The 13,978-nt window shown below is 56.3% G+C and carries 10 protein-coding genes; 7 read left to right on the top strand and 3 right to left on the bottom strand.

From position 1 onward, the window contains the following. Positions 1–139: 139 nt before the first annotated feature. Positions 140–1,471, top strand: coding sequence for a hemolysin family protein (locus ON072_RS14465; RefSeq protein WP_025889658.1), 1,332 nt, complete (start codon positions 140–142; stop codon positions 1,469–1,471). A gap of 375 nt (positions 1,472–1,846) precedes the next feature. Here the strand turns inward: ON072_RS14465 and ilvY are convergent, their stop codons facing one another. Further along, a complete protein-coding gene (gene ilvY, locus ON072_RS14470; RefSeq protein WP_123117076.1) occupies positions 1,847–2,719 on the bottom strand; it encodes an HTH-type transcriptional activator IlvY in 873 nt (290 codons plus the stop codon). 148 nt (positions 2,720–2,867) lie between these two features. Between ilvY and ilvC the strand changes: the two genes are divergently transcribed. The 6 genes from ilvC to ON072_RS14500 all read left to right on the top strand — a co-directional run bounded on the left by ilvC (position 2,868) and on the right by ON072_RS14500 (position 11,398). Beyond that, entirely contained in the window at positions 2,868–4,349 is a 1,482-nt protein-coding gene (gene ilvC, locus ON072_RS14475; protein ID WP_028780109.1) for a ketol-acid reductoisomerase, read from the top strand. A 412-nt stretch (positions 4,350–4,761) separates the two neighbouring features. Next, positions 4,762–6,438: an acetolactate synthase 2 catalytic subunit gene (ilvG, locus tag ON072_RS14480; RefSeq protein WP_261753108.1), complete on the top strand. Its 1,677-nt coding sequence runs from the start codon at positions 4,762–4,764 to the stop codon at positions 6,436–6,438. Then, complete coding sequence (gene ilvM / locus ON072_RS14485) at positions 6,435–6,692, top strand: acetolactate synthase 2 small subunit (protein ID WP_144380373.1); 258 nt, start codon at positions 6,435–6,437, stop codon at positions 6,690–6,692. Before ilvG ends, ilvM begins: the two co-directional genes overlap by 4 nt. A gap of 36 nt (positions 6,693–6,728) precedes the next feature. Continuing rightward, positions 6,729–8,585 carry a dihydroxy-acid dehydratase gene (gene ilvD / locus ON072_RS14490; RefSeq protein WP_144380372.1) on the top strand — a complete coding sequence of 619 codons (1,857 nt, stop codon included), beginning with the start codon at positions 6,729–6,731 and terminating at the stop codon, positions 8,583–8,585. A 1-nt stretch (position 8,586) separates the two neighbouring features. After that, positions 8,587–10,140 (top strand): threonine ammonia-lyase, biosynthetic, encoded by a 1,554-nt coding sequence (ilvA, locus tag ON072_RS14495; RefSeq protein ID WP_144191443.1) that lies wholly within the window; start codon positions 8,587–8,589, stop codon positions 10,138–10,140. A gap of 127 nt (positions 10,141–10,267) precedes the next feature. Further along, on the top strand, positions 10,268–11,398 hold the full coding sequence (locus ON072_RS14500; protein ID WP_045283242.1) for a pyridoxal-phosphate-dependent aminotransferase family protein: 1,131 nt from the start codon (positions 10,268–10,270) through the stop codon (positions 11,396–11,398). A gap of 43 nt (positions 11,399–11,441) precedes the next feature. Here the strand turns inward: ON072_RS14500 and ON072_RS14505 are convergent, their stop codons facing one another. Both ON072_RS14505 and creD read right to left on the bottom strand, forming a co-directional pair. Continuing rightward, positions 11,442–12,209: a phosphatase PAP2 family protein gene (locus tag ON072_RS14505; protein WP_044735363.1), complete on the bottom strand. Its 768-nt coding sequence runs from the start codon at positions 12,207–12,209 to the stop codon at positions 11,442–11,444. Between the two features lie 168 nt (positions 12,210–12,377). Next, complete coding sequence (creD, locus tag ON072_RS14510; protein WP_025010066.1) at positions 12,378–13,799, bottom strand: cell envelope integrity protein CreD; 1,422 nt, start codon at positions 13,797–13,799, stop codon at positions 12,378–12,380. Positions 13,800–13,978 lie beyond the last annotated feature (179 nt).

Genomic DNA, 13,978 nt, shown 5'->3' on the forward strand with positions numbered 1-13,978 from the left:
TATAGCAAAGCCACTCAATTCGCCATGTAATTGTCCATACCGGTAACCAGTTCGCCTTTCTGACCTCCCAGTCATTCCATTTTCAGGCCTGGATAAGGGCACGGCATAGAAGCGCTTTGTAACTAACCTAAGGTGTTGTATGAGTTTATTCGATAATTTGGTGATTATCTTTTGCCTGATCGGAACCAGCTGCTTTTTTTCCATGTCCGAAATTGCTCTGGCCGCATCCCGTAAAATCCGTTTACGGCAGATGGCCGAGGAGGGAGACTTGCGCGCCGAAAAAGTATTGGCGTTGCAAACCACTCCGGGCAGTTTTTTCACCGTAGTGCAGATTGGTCTCAATGCCGTCGCCATCATGGGGGGGATTGTCGGTGAGTCTGCTTTTACCCCTTACTTCGCAGCGGCTTTGGCCCATGTGATCCCTCAGGCTTGGGTCGGACAGCTAAGCTTTGTGTTGTCCTTCGTGCTGGTGACCAGCCTGTTTATTCTGATTGCCGACCTGATGCCAAAGCGGGTCGCCATGGCCTTACCGGAGAAAGTGGCGGTTAACTTGGTGAACCCCATGCTGATATGCATCACCCTACTGCGCCCCTTTGTGTGGATCTTCAACGGCATGGCCAACGGTATCTTCAAGCTATTGCAGATCCCCACTGCCCGCAATGATGAGATCACCCCGGACGATATCTACGCCATCATGGATGCCGGTGCAGAGGCCGGTGTGTTGGATAAGGGCGAACAGCAGATGATAGAGAATGTGTTCGAGATGCAATCTGTCAGTGTTACCTCTGCGATGACCGCCCGTGAGAGCCTGGTGTATTTTCTACTGCAGGATGACGAAGACACTATCAAGAAAAAAATCGCCGAAGATCCGCACAACAAGTTTTTGGTCTGTGATGGTCAGCTGGACAATATTAAAGGGGTGGTAGACGCCAAGGAGCTGCTGATCCGGGTGATCAACGGTCGCAAGATAGATTTGAAAGATACCTCGTTAGTGCGCAGCAGCCTGATCATTCCCGACACCCTGAGCCTGTCGGAAGCCATGGAGTACTTCCGTCATCACAGGGCCGACTTTGCCGTGGTGATGAATGAATACGCCCTGGTGGTGGGGATAGTGACTACTGACGATCTGCAAAGTGCGGTAATGGGCGCCTGGTCGCTGCATGAAAGTGAAGAGCAGATAGTGCCCCGTGACGCCAATTCCTGGCTGGTGGACGGGGTGACGCCGATAACCGATGTGATGCGTGCCTTTGGTATTGAGGAGTTTCCGCAAAACCAAAACTATGAAACCATCGCCGGTTTTATGATGTACACATTGCGCAAGATCCCCAAGCGCACCGATTCGGTTAACTACGCAGGTTATAAGTTTGAGGTGGTGGACATAGATGCCTACAAGGTAGACCAACTGCTGGTCACCCGGCTCTTGCCTCAGGAAGATCAACTGCCCAAGGATGAAGAGTCACTCGATATTTAAGGCAAGCTTAAAGGGCGTGGCATACAGACCATAGACTGAGTTATGCATTTTGCAGAGGGCTCAGTCATAGACGGTAAAGCCCGCCCGACTTCCCAAGCCGAGCTTAGGGAAGGTGCGAATAAGTCCTCGCGGCACTCTGGCTTACACAGCAATTGGCATTCAAGGCATCTGACTGAAGGCATGCCTGGGCCTGTCGAAGTCGGATAACGCAGAGAGCCGATTGCTGTGCAAGCCCCGAAGGGCGTGGCTTACAAGCCTGCCTGCTGTGTTGTGCTTCTTGCAAAGGACTAGAGCCATTTGCTGCGAACCACGCCTTGTATCCAGGCCTGTAAGCCGACGCAGAGCACGCATGGGACTTGTTCGCACCTTCCTTAGCTAAATCACTTCCAGAAATGCATTCACCAAGGGATCCTGGCGCCGCTTGGCCTTGCAGCAGCACCCGAGTTCAAAGGGGGCTATCTCGGCCGGTGAGGCCAGGGTTTTTATCCTCTCGCCCAGTGGACTGTTGGCTACCACTACATCCGGAGTGATGCTGACACCGCAGCCCAGAGCCACCATGGGCACTATCGCCTCGTGGCCCGATACCTGGGCATAGATATTGGCTTTGATCCCCATCGCCTTGAACCAGCGCTCGGCCCGTAAACGCCCGGGGCCGTGGTCGGGCACGATAAAGGGCAGTTGCTCCCAGGGAATAGGATTTTGCGCCAGCAGCGACTGCAACTGACAGTTGATGGTGGGAGCGATAATCGACAGTGGCACCTCTCCTATGGGGGCAAAGTGCAGACTCGGCGGAAAGTCCTGCGGCAGAGCGGCGATGGCGATATCCGCCCTCTGCTGCTGAATTTCCTGCACCGCATCGGCGGCATCACCCGTGGTGAGTTTGATATCGACCAGGGGCTGCTGGCGGCGAAACTTATCCAATAGGGCCGGCAGATGGCTGTAGGCGGCTGTGACTGAGCAATAGAGTTGTAATGTGCCCCTCAGCAGCTTTTGCTGCGGATCCAGCTCGCGGCGCAGCTCCTGCCACTGAGTCAGTGTCTGGCTGGCGAAGCGGCGAAAGGCTTCGCCTGCGTGGGTCAGGGTAACGCTGCGGTTGTCCCGCTCCAGCAGCTTGCTGCCCACTTCATCTTCCAGCCTTTGCAAGGTGCGGCTTAAGGTTGAAGGGCTGACATGCATCCGGGTGGCGGTGCGGGAAAAATGCAGGGTGTCGCAGAGATCCAGATAGAGTTTTATCGCCCGAATATCCATGCCGTTTTGCCTCTCTTATTATTGCGTTTTGTGCAACATGACATGCCGAATATATCATTTCAAGCAATTTAAACCATGGGCTATAGTGATTTGCATCACTGAGCCGTTTCGGCTTGGTCCCAGGAATTCGGTTAAACAGGTGGCTAAGATGGCAAATTACTTCAATACCCTGAATCTGCGGCAGCAGTTGGCACAGCTGAGCCAGTGCCGTTTTATGGAGCGCAGCGAGTTTGAAAACGGCTGTGACTATATCAAGGACTGGAATATTGTCATCCTTGGCTGTGGTGCCCAGGGCCTCAATCAGGGGTTGAACATGCGTGACTCAGGGCTGAACATCGCCTATGCCCTGCGCAGCGAAGCCATCGCCGAGAAACGCGCCTCCTGGCAGCGAGCCACCGAAAACGGTTTCAAGGTAGGCACCTTCGAAGAACTGATCCCCGGGGCCGATCTGGTACTGAACCTGACACCTGACAAGCAGCACACTCCTGTGGTCAATGCGGTAATGCCCTTGATGAAGCAAGGTGCGACCCTGTCCTATTCCCATGGCTTCAACATAGTGGAAGAGGGGATGCAGGTGCGCCCGGACATTACTGTCATCATGGTGGCGCCCAAGTGCCCCGGTACTGAAGTGCGTGAGGAATACAAGCGTGGCTTTGGGGTACCGACACTGATCGCAGTGCATCCTGAGAATGATCCCAATGGCGACGGCCTGGAGATAGCCAAGGCCTATGCCAGTGCTACCGGCGGCGATCGCGCCGGCGTGCTGCACTCCTCGTTTATCGCCGAGGTGAAGTCGGATCTGATGGGCGAGCAGACCATTCTCTGCGGCATGCTGCAGACGGGAGCGATTCTGGGTTATGACAAGATGGTGGCCGATGGCGTTGAGCCGGGTTATGCCGCCAAGCTTATCCAGCAGGGCTGGGAAACCATCACAGAGGCGCTCAAGCATGGCGGTATCACCAATATGATGGATCGCCTGTCCAACCCGGCCAAGATCAAGGCGTTTGAGATTGCCGAAGAGCTTAAGGTGTTGCTGACTCCGCTGTTTGAAAAACATATGGACGACATCATCAGCGGCGAGTTTTCCGCCACTATGATGGCCGACTGGGCCAATGACGACGCCAATTTGCTGCGCTGGCGTGAAGAGACCAATAACACCGGCTTTGAAAAGGCGCCGACCTGCGCCGAGCAGATAGATGAGCAGACCTATTTCGATAAGGGGATCTTCCTGGTGGCCATGATCAAGGCCGGGGTGGAACTGGCGTTCGATACCATGGTGGATGCCGGGATCATCGAAGAGTCGGCCTATTACGAGTCGCTGCATGAGACGCCGCTGATTGCCAACACCATAGCCCGTAAACGCCTCTATGAGATGAACGTAGTGATCTCGGATACCGCCGAATATGGTTGTTACTTGTTCAACCATGCCGCCGTGCCGCTGCTGCGTGACTATGTCAACGCCCTCTCTCCCGAGGTCCTGGGCGCCGGTCTCAAGGATTCGGGCAATGGGGTTGATAATTTGCGTCTGATCGAGGTCAACGAAGCGATTCGCCATACGGCCGTCGAATATGTCGGTGCCGAACTTCGCGGTTACATGACTGAAATGAAAAGGATAAACCTGCAAGATTGACGTAAGCGTTAGCTTGATTGCCGCCGGCGGCAATCAAGCTGTTTAGGCGAGCCATTGCCGAGGGTGCACTAGCCAGGCCAAGTTGGAAGATTTTCAGGTTGTGAATTTTTTTGTTGTGTTCTGAAAACACTTTATGGTAATGGTTAATAAGTGCGCTGCCAAAGGGCTCGCCAAGCAGATAAATTGAATACAGGAAACTGTCTGAGAAATGTTTAACTTAAGCGCCAAGCTCCTCCTCGTGATTATTACCGTCGTGATTATTCCATCACTGCGGGGGCGGCTCGTGGCGCGACGACAGACCAGATAGGGTCAGAAATTGCAAACAAACCCCCCGCTCCGAAAGGACCGGGGGGTTTGTCGTTTCAGGGCCATTGAAAACTTAAACAGCAGCAAAAATAGGCGAGATAACAAGATGGAACAAGGGCAGAAGATCAGCGGCAGTGAAGCAGTTATCAAGGTATTGGCCGCCCATGGGGTGAACACGGTTTTTGGTTATCCCGGCGGCGCCATCATGCCTATCTACGATGCTCTCTACGACAGCCAGGTCGAACATCTGCTCTCCCGTCATGAACAGGGCGCCGCCTTCGCCGCCGTCGGTTATGCCCGCTCAAGCGGCAAGACGGGCGTCTGCCTGGCCACCTCGGGTCCGGGGGCTACCAATCTGATCACCGCCTTGGCCGATGCGCTGTTGGACTCAGTGCCGCTGGTGGCCATCACGGGCCAGGTTTCCACCTCCGTGATAGGCACAGATGCCTTTCAGGAGATGGACGTGCTGGGCATGAGCCTGTCATGTACCAAACACAGTTTTATGGTGACCTGCGCCGATGAACTGGTTGCTACCTTGTACCGCGCCTTCGAAATCGCCGCCTCCGGCCGTTCCGGTCCTGTGCTGGTGGATATCCCCAAAGACATCCAGCTTGCCCTAGTGGAATACAAGGCGCCGCTGCAGGCGGTGCCCGATGAGCCGGAGCTGGACCAGGCGGCTTTGGCGGAAGCCAACGCCTTGCTGGCGGCCGCGCGCCAACCCATGTTGTACGTCGGCGGCGGCGTCGGTATGGCGGGCGCAGTGGAGCCGCTGCGGGCCTTTATTCAGCGTAGCGGTATTCCTTCGGTGGCAACGCTTAAGGGGCTGGGCGCCATAGCCCATGGCACTCAAGGTTACCTGGGGATGCTGGGGATGCACGGCAACAAGGCCGCCAATCTGGCGGTGCAGCAGTGCGATCTGCTGCTGGTGGTCGGTGCCCGTTTCGATGACAGGGTCACGGGTAGGCTGGAGAGCTTTGCCAGCAAGGCCAAGGTGATCCACCTGGATATCGATGCCGCCGAACTTGGCAAACTGCGCCAGCCGGATGTGGCCATGGATGGGGACTTAAGAAGCATATTGACGCAACTGGCGCCGCAAGCGCTGCAAATAGCGCCCTGGCAGGCTGAAGTCGAGCACCTGCGGGCGCTGCACCAGTGGGATTACGCCCATCCAGGCTCACTCATCTATGCGCCGGCCATGTTGCGCCGTCTGGCCAACAAGCTGCCGAGCGACTCTGTGGTGAGCTGTGATGTCGGCCAGCACCAGATGTGGGTTGCCCAGCATATGCATTTTCGCCGCCCGGAAGATCATCTTTCCAGTGCCGGGCTTGGCACCATGGGCTTTGGCTTGCCGGCGGCCATAGGCGCGCAGATGGCCCGGCCGGATGCCACTGTGGTCACGGTTTCCGGCGACGGCTCTTTCATGATGAATGTGCAGGAGCTGACCACCATCAAGCGTCGTAAACTGCCGGTGAAGATACTTTTGATAGATAACCAGAAGTTGGGCATGGTGAAGCAGTGGCAACAGCTGTTTTTTGAAGAGAGATACAGCGAAACCGACCTGTCCGATAACCCCGACTTTGTTACCCTGGCGTCCTCCTTCGATATCCCCGGACGCACCATCTACTCGGCCGATGAGGTTGAGCAGGCACTGGATGAGATGCTCGGTGCCAAAGGCCCCTTCCTGCTGCACGTCGCCATAGACGATGCCTTTAATGTCTGGCCGCTGGTTCCCCCCGGCGCCTCCAACTGTGAAATGATGGAACAAACGGAGAAGCGATCATGATCCATAATCTGGAATTGACCCTGGAACAACGCCCCGAAGTACTGGAACGTGTATTGCGGGTAACCCGTCACCGCGGCTTTACCGTCCGCGATATGCATATGACACTGGCCGAGGATCAGCGCCTGCTGCTGGCAATGGCGGTCGACAGTGACAGAGCCATAGAGCTGCTGAGTCGTCAGTTGACTAAGCTGGTAGACGTGGCCCGCTGCACTGTGCGGCCCGCGAGCTGCCTCTCCCGTACCGTCAACGGCTAACCAAGAATCATCAGAATAAGCGTAAGGAATTGAGCAATGCCCAAACTCAGATCAGCAACCAGTACCGAAGGCCGCAACATGGCCGGAGCCCGAGCCCTTTGGCGTGCCACAGGGGTCAAGGAAGGCGACTTCGGTAAGCCCATTATCGCCATTGCCAATTCCTTCACTCAGTTTGTCCCAGGCCATGTACACCTGAAAGACATGGGCTCTCTGGTGGCATCGGCCATCGAAGAGGCCGGGGGCATCGCCAAAGAGTTCAACACCATAGCGGTCGATGACGGCATCGCCATGGGTCACGGCGGCATGCTCTATTCCCTGCCTTCCCGTGAACTGATTGCCGACAGCGTCGAATATATGGTCAATGCCCACTGCGCCGATGCTCTGGTGTGTATCTCCAACTGCGACAAGATCACCCCCGGCATGTTGATGGCGGCGCTGCGGCTCAATATCCCCGTGGTATTTGTCTCCGGCGGGCCTATGGAAGCGGGCAAGACCAAACTGTCCGATAAGCTTATCAAGCTGGATCTGGTGGATGCCATGGTGGCGGCGGCCGATGACAGGGTATCCGATGCCGACAGCGAGAAAATCGAACGCAGCGCCTGCCCAACCTGTGGCAGCTGCTCCGGCATGTTTACTGCCAACTCGATGAACTGCCTGACCGAGGCGTTGGGGCTGTCGCTGCCGGGCAACGGCTCCATGTTGGCGACCCACAGTGATCGACGCGAACTGTTTCTGGAGGCGGGCAGAAGAGTGATGGCGCTGGCCAAGCGTTACTACTCGGATGATGATGCCTCGGTATTGCCGCGCAATATCGCCAACTTCAAGGCGTTCGAGAATGCCATGACCTTGGATATCGCCATGGGCGGTTCTTCCAACACTGTGCTGCACCTGTTGGCGGCGGCTCAGGAAGCCGAAGTGGATTTCACCATGACGGATATCGACCGTCTCAGCCGCAAGGTGCCGCACCTTTGCAAGGTGGCACCTTCGACCCCTAAATACCATATGGAAGATGTCCACAGAGCCGGGGGCGTAATGGGGATCTTGGGTGAGCTGGAACGCGCCGGTTTACTGCATACGGATGTTAACCATGTGGCTTCCGATGATGGCTCGCTTGAGTCTGTGCTGGCCAATTATGATGTGATGCGCACCGAGTCTGCGAAGGTAAAAGACTTCTTCCGTGCCGGCCCCGCGGGGATCCCTACTACCCAGGCCTTCAGCCAGGATTGCCGCTGGCCATCGCTGGATACAGATCGCCGCGAAGGTTGTATCCGCAGCCGCGAGTTTGCCTTCAGTCAGGAAGGGGGCTTGGCGGTACTGTCCGGTAATCTGGCCGAGCATGGCTGCATAGTGAAAACCGCCGGGGTGGATGAATCCAACCTGAAGTTCAAGGGCGTGGCCAGGGTATATGAGAGCCAGGATGAGGCCGTTGCCGGGATCCTCGGTGGTGAAGTGGTCGCCGGGGATGTGGTAGTTATTCGCTACGAAGGCCCTAAAGGTGGCCCTGGCATGCAGGAGATGCTTTATCCCACCAGTTACCTCAAGTCCCGCGGTTTGGGCAAGGCCTGCGCCTTAATCACAGATGGCCGCTTCTCCGGCGGTACGTCCGGGCTGTCCATAGGCCATGTGTCACCGGAAGCCGCCTCAGGGGGCACTATCGCCTTGATTGAAAATGGCGATGCCATTGAAATCGATATCCCGGCCCGCAGCATCACGCTTAAGCTGAGCGATGCTGAGCTCGCCCAGCGCCGTGAGGTGATGCAGGCCAAGGGGCCTTTGGCCTGGAAGCCGTTGGCACGGGTGCGCCCTGTGTCGTTGGCGCTCAAGGCTTATGCCATGTTGGCCACCAGTGCCGACAAGGGCGCCGTGCGCGATCGCACTAAGTTGGAGGGCTAGTATGTTGGCGCTGGCATCCAAGAGTCAGCTGTCGCTGGCCAACTATTATCTACAGAAGATCCTCTTGTCCCATGTCTATGATGTGGCGCGGGTTACCCCGCTGTCGAGTCTGAACAAGCTGTCGGCCCGTTTGGGCTGCCAGGTGTTTCTCAAGCGCGAGGATATGCAACCGGTACACTCGTTCAAGCTCCGTGGCGCCTATAATCGTATCGCCGCCTTGAGCCCCGCTGAGTGCGAAAACGGAGTGGTATGTGCCTCGGCCGGTAATCACGCCCAGGGTGTTGCCATGTCGGCTTCGAGTCGCGGGGTCGACGCCGTGATAGTGATGCCTACCACCACCCCGGACATCAAGATAGATGCGGTGCGCCGCCTCGGCGGCAATGTGGTGCTTCATGGGCAGTCGTTCGATCAGGCCAATCAGTATGCCATGGCGTTGGCCCAGGATGAGGGGCGGGTGTTTATTCCCCCCTTCGATGATGAGGCGGTGATCGCCGGGCAGGGCACGGTTGCCCAGGAGATGCTGCAGCAGCAAAGAGATCTTGAAGTGGTGTTTGTGCCAGTGGGTGGCGGTGGCTTAATTGCCGGCATTGCCGCCTACTATAAAGCAGTGATGCCAGAGGTGAAGATCATCGGCGTCGAGCCGGAAGATGCCGCCTGTCTCAAGGCGGCGCTGGAAGCGGATGAGCCGGTGACGCTGGAGCAGGTGGGTTTGTTTGCCGATGGGGTGGCGGTTAAGCGTATAGGTCAGGAGCCTTTTCGATTGGCGCGGGAATATGTCGATGAGGTGGTGACCGTCAGCTCGGATGAAATTTGCGCCGCGGTCAAGGATATCTTCGAAGATACCCGCGCCATTGCCGAACCTGCCGGTGCTTTGTCGCTAGCCGGGCTGAAAAAGTATGTCGGTGACAAGGGCAAGGGCGAGAAATTGGCGGCGATTCTCAGCGGAGCCAATGTCAATTTTCACAGCCTGAGATATGTGTCTGAGCGCTGCGAGCTGGGCGAGCACAAAGAGGCGGTGCTGGCAGTGACCATTCCGGAAAGGCCGGGCTCTTTCCTGCATTTTTGTGAGCTGCTGGAGCGGCGGGTGATGACTGAGTTCAACTACCGTTTCAGCGGGCGCGATCGCGCCGTGGTCTTTGCCGGGATCCGTCTTAGCGAAGGTATCAGCGAGCTGCAGGCGATTATCTCATCTCTGGAGAGTGCCGGTTTTGCGGTGCAGGATCTTTCTGCCGATGAGGCGGCCAAACTGCATGTGCGTTATATGGTGGGCGGCTTGCCACCCGAGCCTTTGGAAGAAAAACTGCTCAGCTTTGAATTCCCGGAGCATCCCGGAGCCTTGCTGCAGTTTCTCACGACGTTGAAGAGCAAGTGGAACATTAGTTTGTTTCATTATCGCAACCATGGCGCCGCCTTTGGGCGGGTGCTGGCCGGCTTTGAAGTGCCCAAGGCCGATGAAGCCGCCTTTGGCCAGTTTCTGGATGAGTTGGGGTTTGTCTGTCAGGACGAGACGGATAACCCCGCCTACCGGCTGTTTCTGGCGCGTCCAGGCCAGTGAGATCCTGAAAGGGAACAGGTCGACTGTCTTCGCCAAAAGCAGGGGCAGTCCGGCGGCCAGTTTTATGCTATGGTCTTGAGTTATTATTCTAATCCGTACCCTGAAACCTCTTGTAAGGAGAGCCAAGATGTTTGCTGCACCCTCGGTTAGCGCTTTCAACCCTCCCCGCCGGATCCTGATGGGCCCCGGCCCTTCGGATGTCTATCCTCAGGTATTGGCGGCGCAGTCGCGGCCGACGGTCGGGCATCTGGATCCTCTGTTTGTGGCCATGATGGATGAGCTCAAGAGCCTTATTCAATATGCGTTTCAAACCCGTAACGAGATGACTATAGCGGTATCTGCCCCGGGCAGCGCCGGTATGGAGACCTGCTTCGTCAACCTGGTGGAGCCGGGCGAAAAGGTGATTGTCTGCCGTAACGGGGTGTTTGGCGACAGAATGCGCCAGAACGTCGAGCGGATTGGCGCCGAGGCGGTGATGCTGGATTTCGAATGGGGCACAGCGGTTGACCCAGAAGTGGTGGAAGCCGCGCTGAAGGCGCATCCCGATGCCGCCTTCCTGGCCTTTGTGCACGCCGAAACCTCCACCGGCGCGCTTTCCGACGCCAAAACGCTGTGCGCCCTGGCGCGTGAGCACGGCTGTCTGTCGATTGTCGATGCCGTAACTTCCCTCGGTGGCGTCGAGCTCAGAGTCGATGATTGGGGCATAGATGCCATCTATTCCGGCAGTCAGAAGTGCCTCTCCTGTGTGCCTGGGTTGTCTCCCGTGTCCTTCTCACCGGCCGCTGTGGCCAAACTCAAGGCGCGCAAGAGCCCGGTGCAGAGCTGGTTCCTGGACCAGTCCCTGGTGATGGGTTATTGGAGCGGTGATGGCAAGCGCAGTTATCACCACACGGCGCCTGTTAATGCCTTGTACTCACTGCACGAAGCGCTGCGGTTACTGGCCGAAGAGGGGCTGGAAAATGCCTGGCAACGTCACCGGGATATGCACCTTTTGCTGCGTCAGGGGCTTGAGTCCATGGGGCTCGAATTTGTGGTGGCCGAGCAGAGCCGCTTGCCGCAACTCAACGCGGTTTATATCCCGCAAGGTGTCGATGATGGCGCCGTGAGAAAGCAGCTGTTGGATAACTATAATCTGGAGATAGGTGCCGGCCTCGGCGCCTTGGCCGGAAAGGCTTGGCGTATCGGCCTGATGGGTTACGGTGCCAGACGGGAAAATGTTGCCCTGTGCCTGCGGGCCCTGGCCGAAGTGCTCAACTGATCCTATAGATAAACGCCCCGTTCAATGACGGGGCGTTTTCGTTTCAGCCTTTACTCACAGCCCCTGTGAACCAAGGTTCCAGGCGGCGATAGCTGTGGCTGCCGACATAGATAGCCAGGGCCGACAATATTCCTCCCAGCAGGGTCGAGGTCAATACATCGACACTCCAATGCATCCCCAGCAACATACGGCTCAGCCCCATCAACAGCGCCCAGCAGATAAGCAGCGCCGGAAGCCAGAGATTGTTGTGCCTCAGCAGAAAGAAACTGCTGCACATAGTCAGGGTCACGGCAAAAATGGTGTGGCCGGAGGGAAAGGAAAACCCAGTTTCTATCTGCCAGTGGCGCTGGATCTGTGCCGAGATGGGCATATCCAGCGGTGATACCCCGGGAAGAACCTGTGCCAGCAGTTCCCTGCGGGCGTACTTGTCTATGCTGTAGAACTCCTTGATATCCAGATGCTGCTGGTGGGACAGCCATTCGATATAGGGCCGGGATTCTGCAAATACCAGCTTGAGCTGTTCATTGAGCAGCAAACACAGCACCAAGCCCAGCGAAGTGCAGAACATCATCTTCAGCCAGCTGCCCCTTGGCAGGATAAAAAAGCTGATGGCAAACACCAACAACACGGTGCTTACGCCCCAGGGCGCCGAACCGGACACGGTTAACCAGTACCAAAACTGAGCGGCGGCGCTATCGAGATTGAGCCAAGGGAAGAGCGGCTCTGACAGGGAAAACAGCGCCAGCGGCAAGCTGAGCAGAAACAGCCAACAAATGGCCAGAGAGGTCAAAGGGACGGCTGCATATTTCATTAATACACCCTTATCGGAACGGATAAACCGCCATTGTGCCAGAGGGGAGGAACGCGGCAAGCATTAATGGCGTCCTCCGTCGAAGTAGGCCCTTTGGGCGGCAGTTTGTCAGCACACTTGTAAAAAAACGGCTGCCCAAGTGTGGCAGCCGTTGGTTGGCAGTAAATACTACTCTTCAATTTGTTGGTGACGGGTGAGGTACATTAGCACCAGCATGATCAGTACCAACAGTCCGGTTCCCATCAAGAGGGCGTAATCTTCCAACTGGAGTATGGAGTAGAGTACGCCGTAGAGACTCGCCAGCATGGCCGCAACTATAGCTCCTTGGCGTCGACTGCCACTGGCACTGGCGACATAAAGTGGAATGCTGAGCAGGGGAACCGCCGCGGCCACCAGATAAGCGGTTAAAAACAGCAGGTGTTCTGACAGCGACAGCAGCAATAGATAGAAGAGGCACATGGCGCCACCCACCATCAGATACTGTACTGCGCTGAGGCGTGACTTGTTGCCCAGCTCGAAGATCAGCAGCAGTATGTAGGTCAGTAAGATAAAGAGTATGCCGTACTTGAGTGACCTTTCTATCTTGCCGTAGTGAGTCACGGGTTCGAACAGGGTAACACTGGCACTGATCTCGGTAAGATCCCGGCCATCACTGGCGCGGAATACCTGAGGGAAGTTACGACTCAGATGGCTTATCTGCCAGTTGGCATCAAAACCTTCAGTGCTGAGATTACGGCTGGCGGGCAGGTAACCCTGGAAGCTGGGATGCGGCCAATCGGCATGGATATCTATCTGGCTCAGTTCCGCCAGCGGTAGTACCTCCAAGCCTTCAGAACCCCTGAGGCTGAGCTGGAAGGTCAGTTGATATTCACCTTGGCTCGGATCCAGCGCTATGGTGCGATGAAAGCCGCGGCCAAGGCCGCCTGTGTTATCCAGGCCTGTACCTGACATCAAGCTGGGCATGCCCTGCTCTCCAGCCAGATTAAAACGGCTGACAGTCTCAATAGCCTGGTTGGCTGAAACGCCGAACACCAGCCGGGCCTGGTTATAATCAAAGCCGAGTAAGCCTGGGATATTGACCTTGGGCAGTTCGAAGTTGGCCTGACCCTTGACTTGTCCCAGATATACGAGTGACTGATAGATACCGCGATGGCGGAATTCGTGCTGCAGACCGGCATCCAGTGTCATGCCTTTGGGCAGGATCAAGAGTTCATCGCTGTAAACCTGGCGACTGCGGTGCTGTTTGCCGTCGATATTGCTGTCGGAGATCACTTCATAGCGAAACGGCAGTACCAAAACCGGACCGGCCAAGGTTTGGGAATCGCCCCAGGTGTGGCCTATCTCGCGCACCACTTGGCGATAGAGGCTTTCTCTGTCCTGGCTGAGATCCTGGATCATCCCAAGCGGTATCAATGACAACAGGCCCACCATGGCCACAGCAAAGAGTTTGAGCGTTAATTTGGATTTGAATTGAGGCAGCGCCGCTTGGCCGTTTTGTTTCTTCATCACGCTTTTCAGCAGCAGATAAGCCCCGAAACCCATGGCACCAAGAAAGGCCAGCGCTACCACCAGGACGATAATTTCAAACATGAGGTATGTTCCTTTAACCTATAGTGGCAGTATTAGAACAGATTTGACCTGACATATCATGACAAGTCACTGATCAATAATGGCGAAATTATGGCACGGCCCTTTTTGCCCCGGTCTGATTTGGCTTCTTGGATGTTATGCTCAAGGGATTCTGCTGTTACTGTCACATTTATTATGAC

The sequence above is a fragment of the Shewanella sp. K8 genome, from assembly GCF_028823715.1.
GTDB classification, from domain to species: Bacteria; Pseudomonadota; Gammaproteobacteria; order Enterobacterales; family Shewanellaceae; genus Shewanella; species Shewanella algae.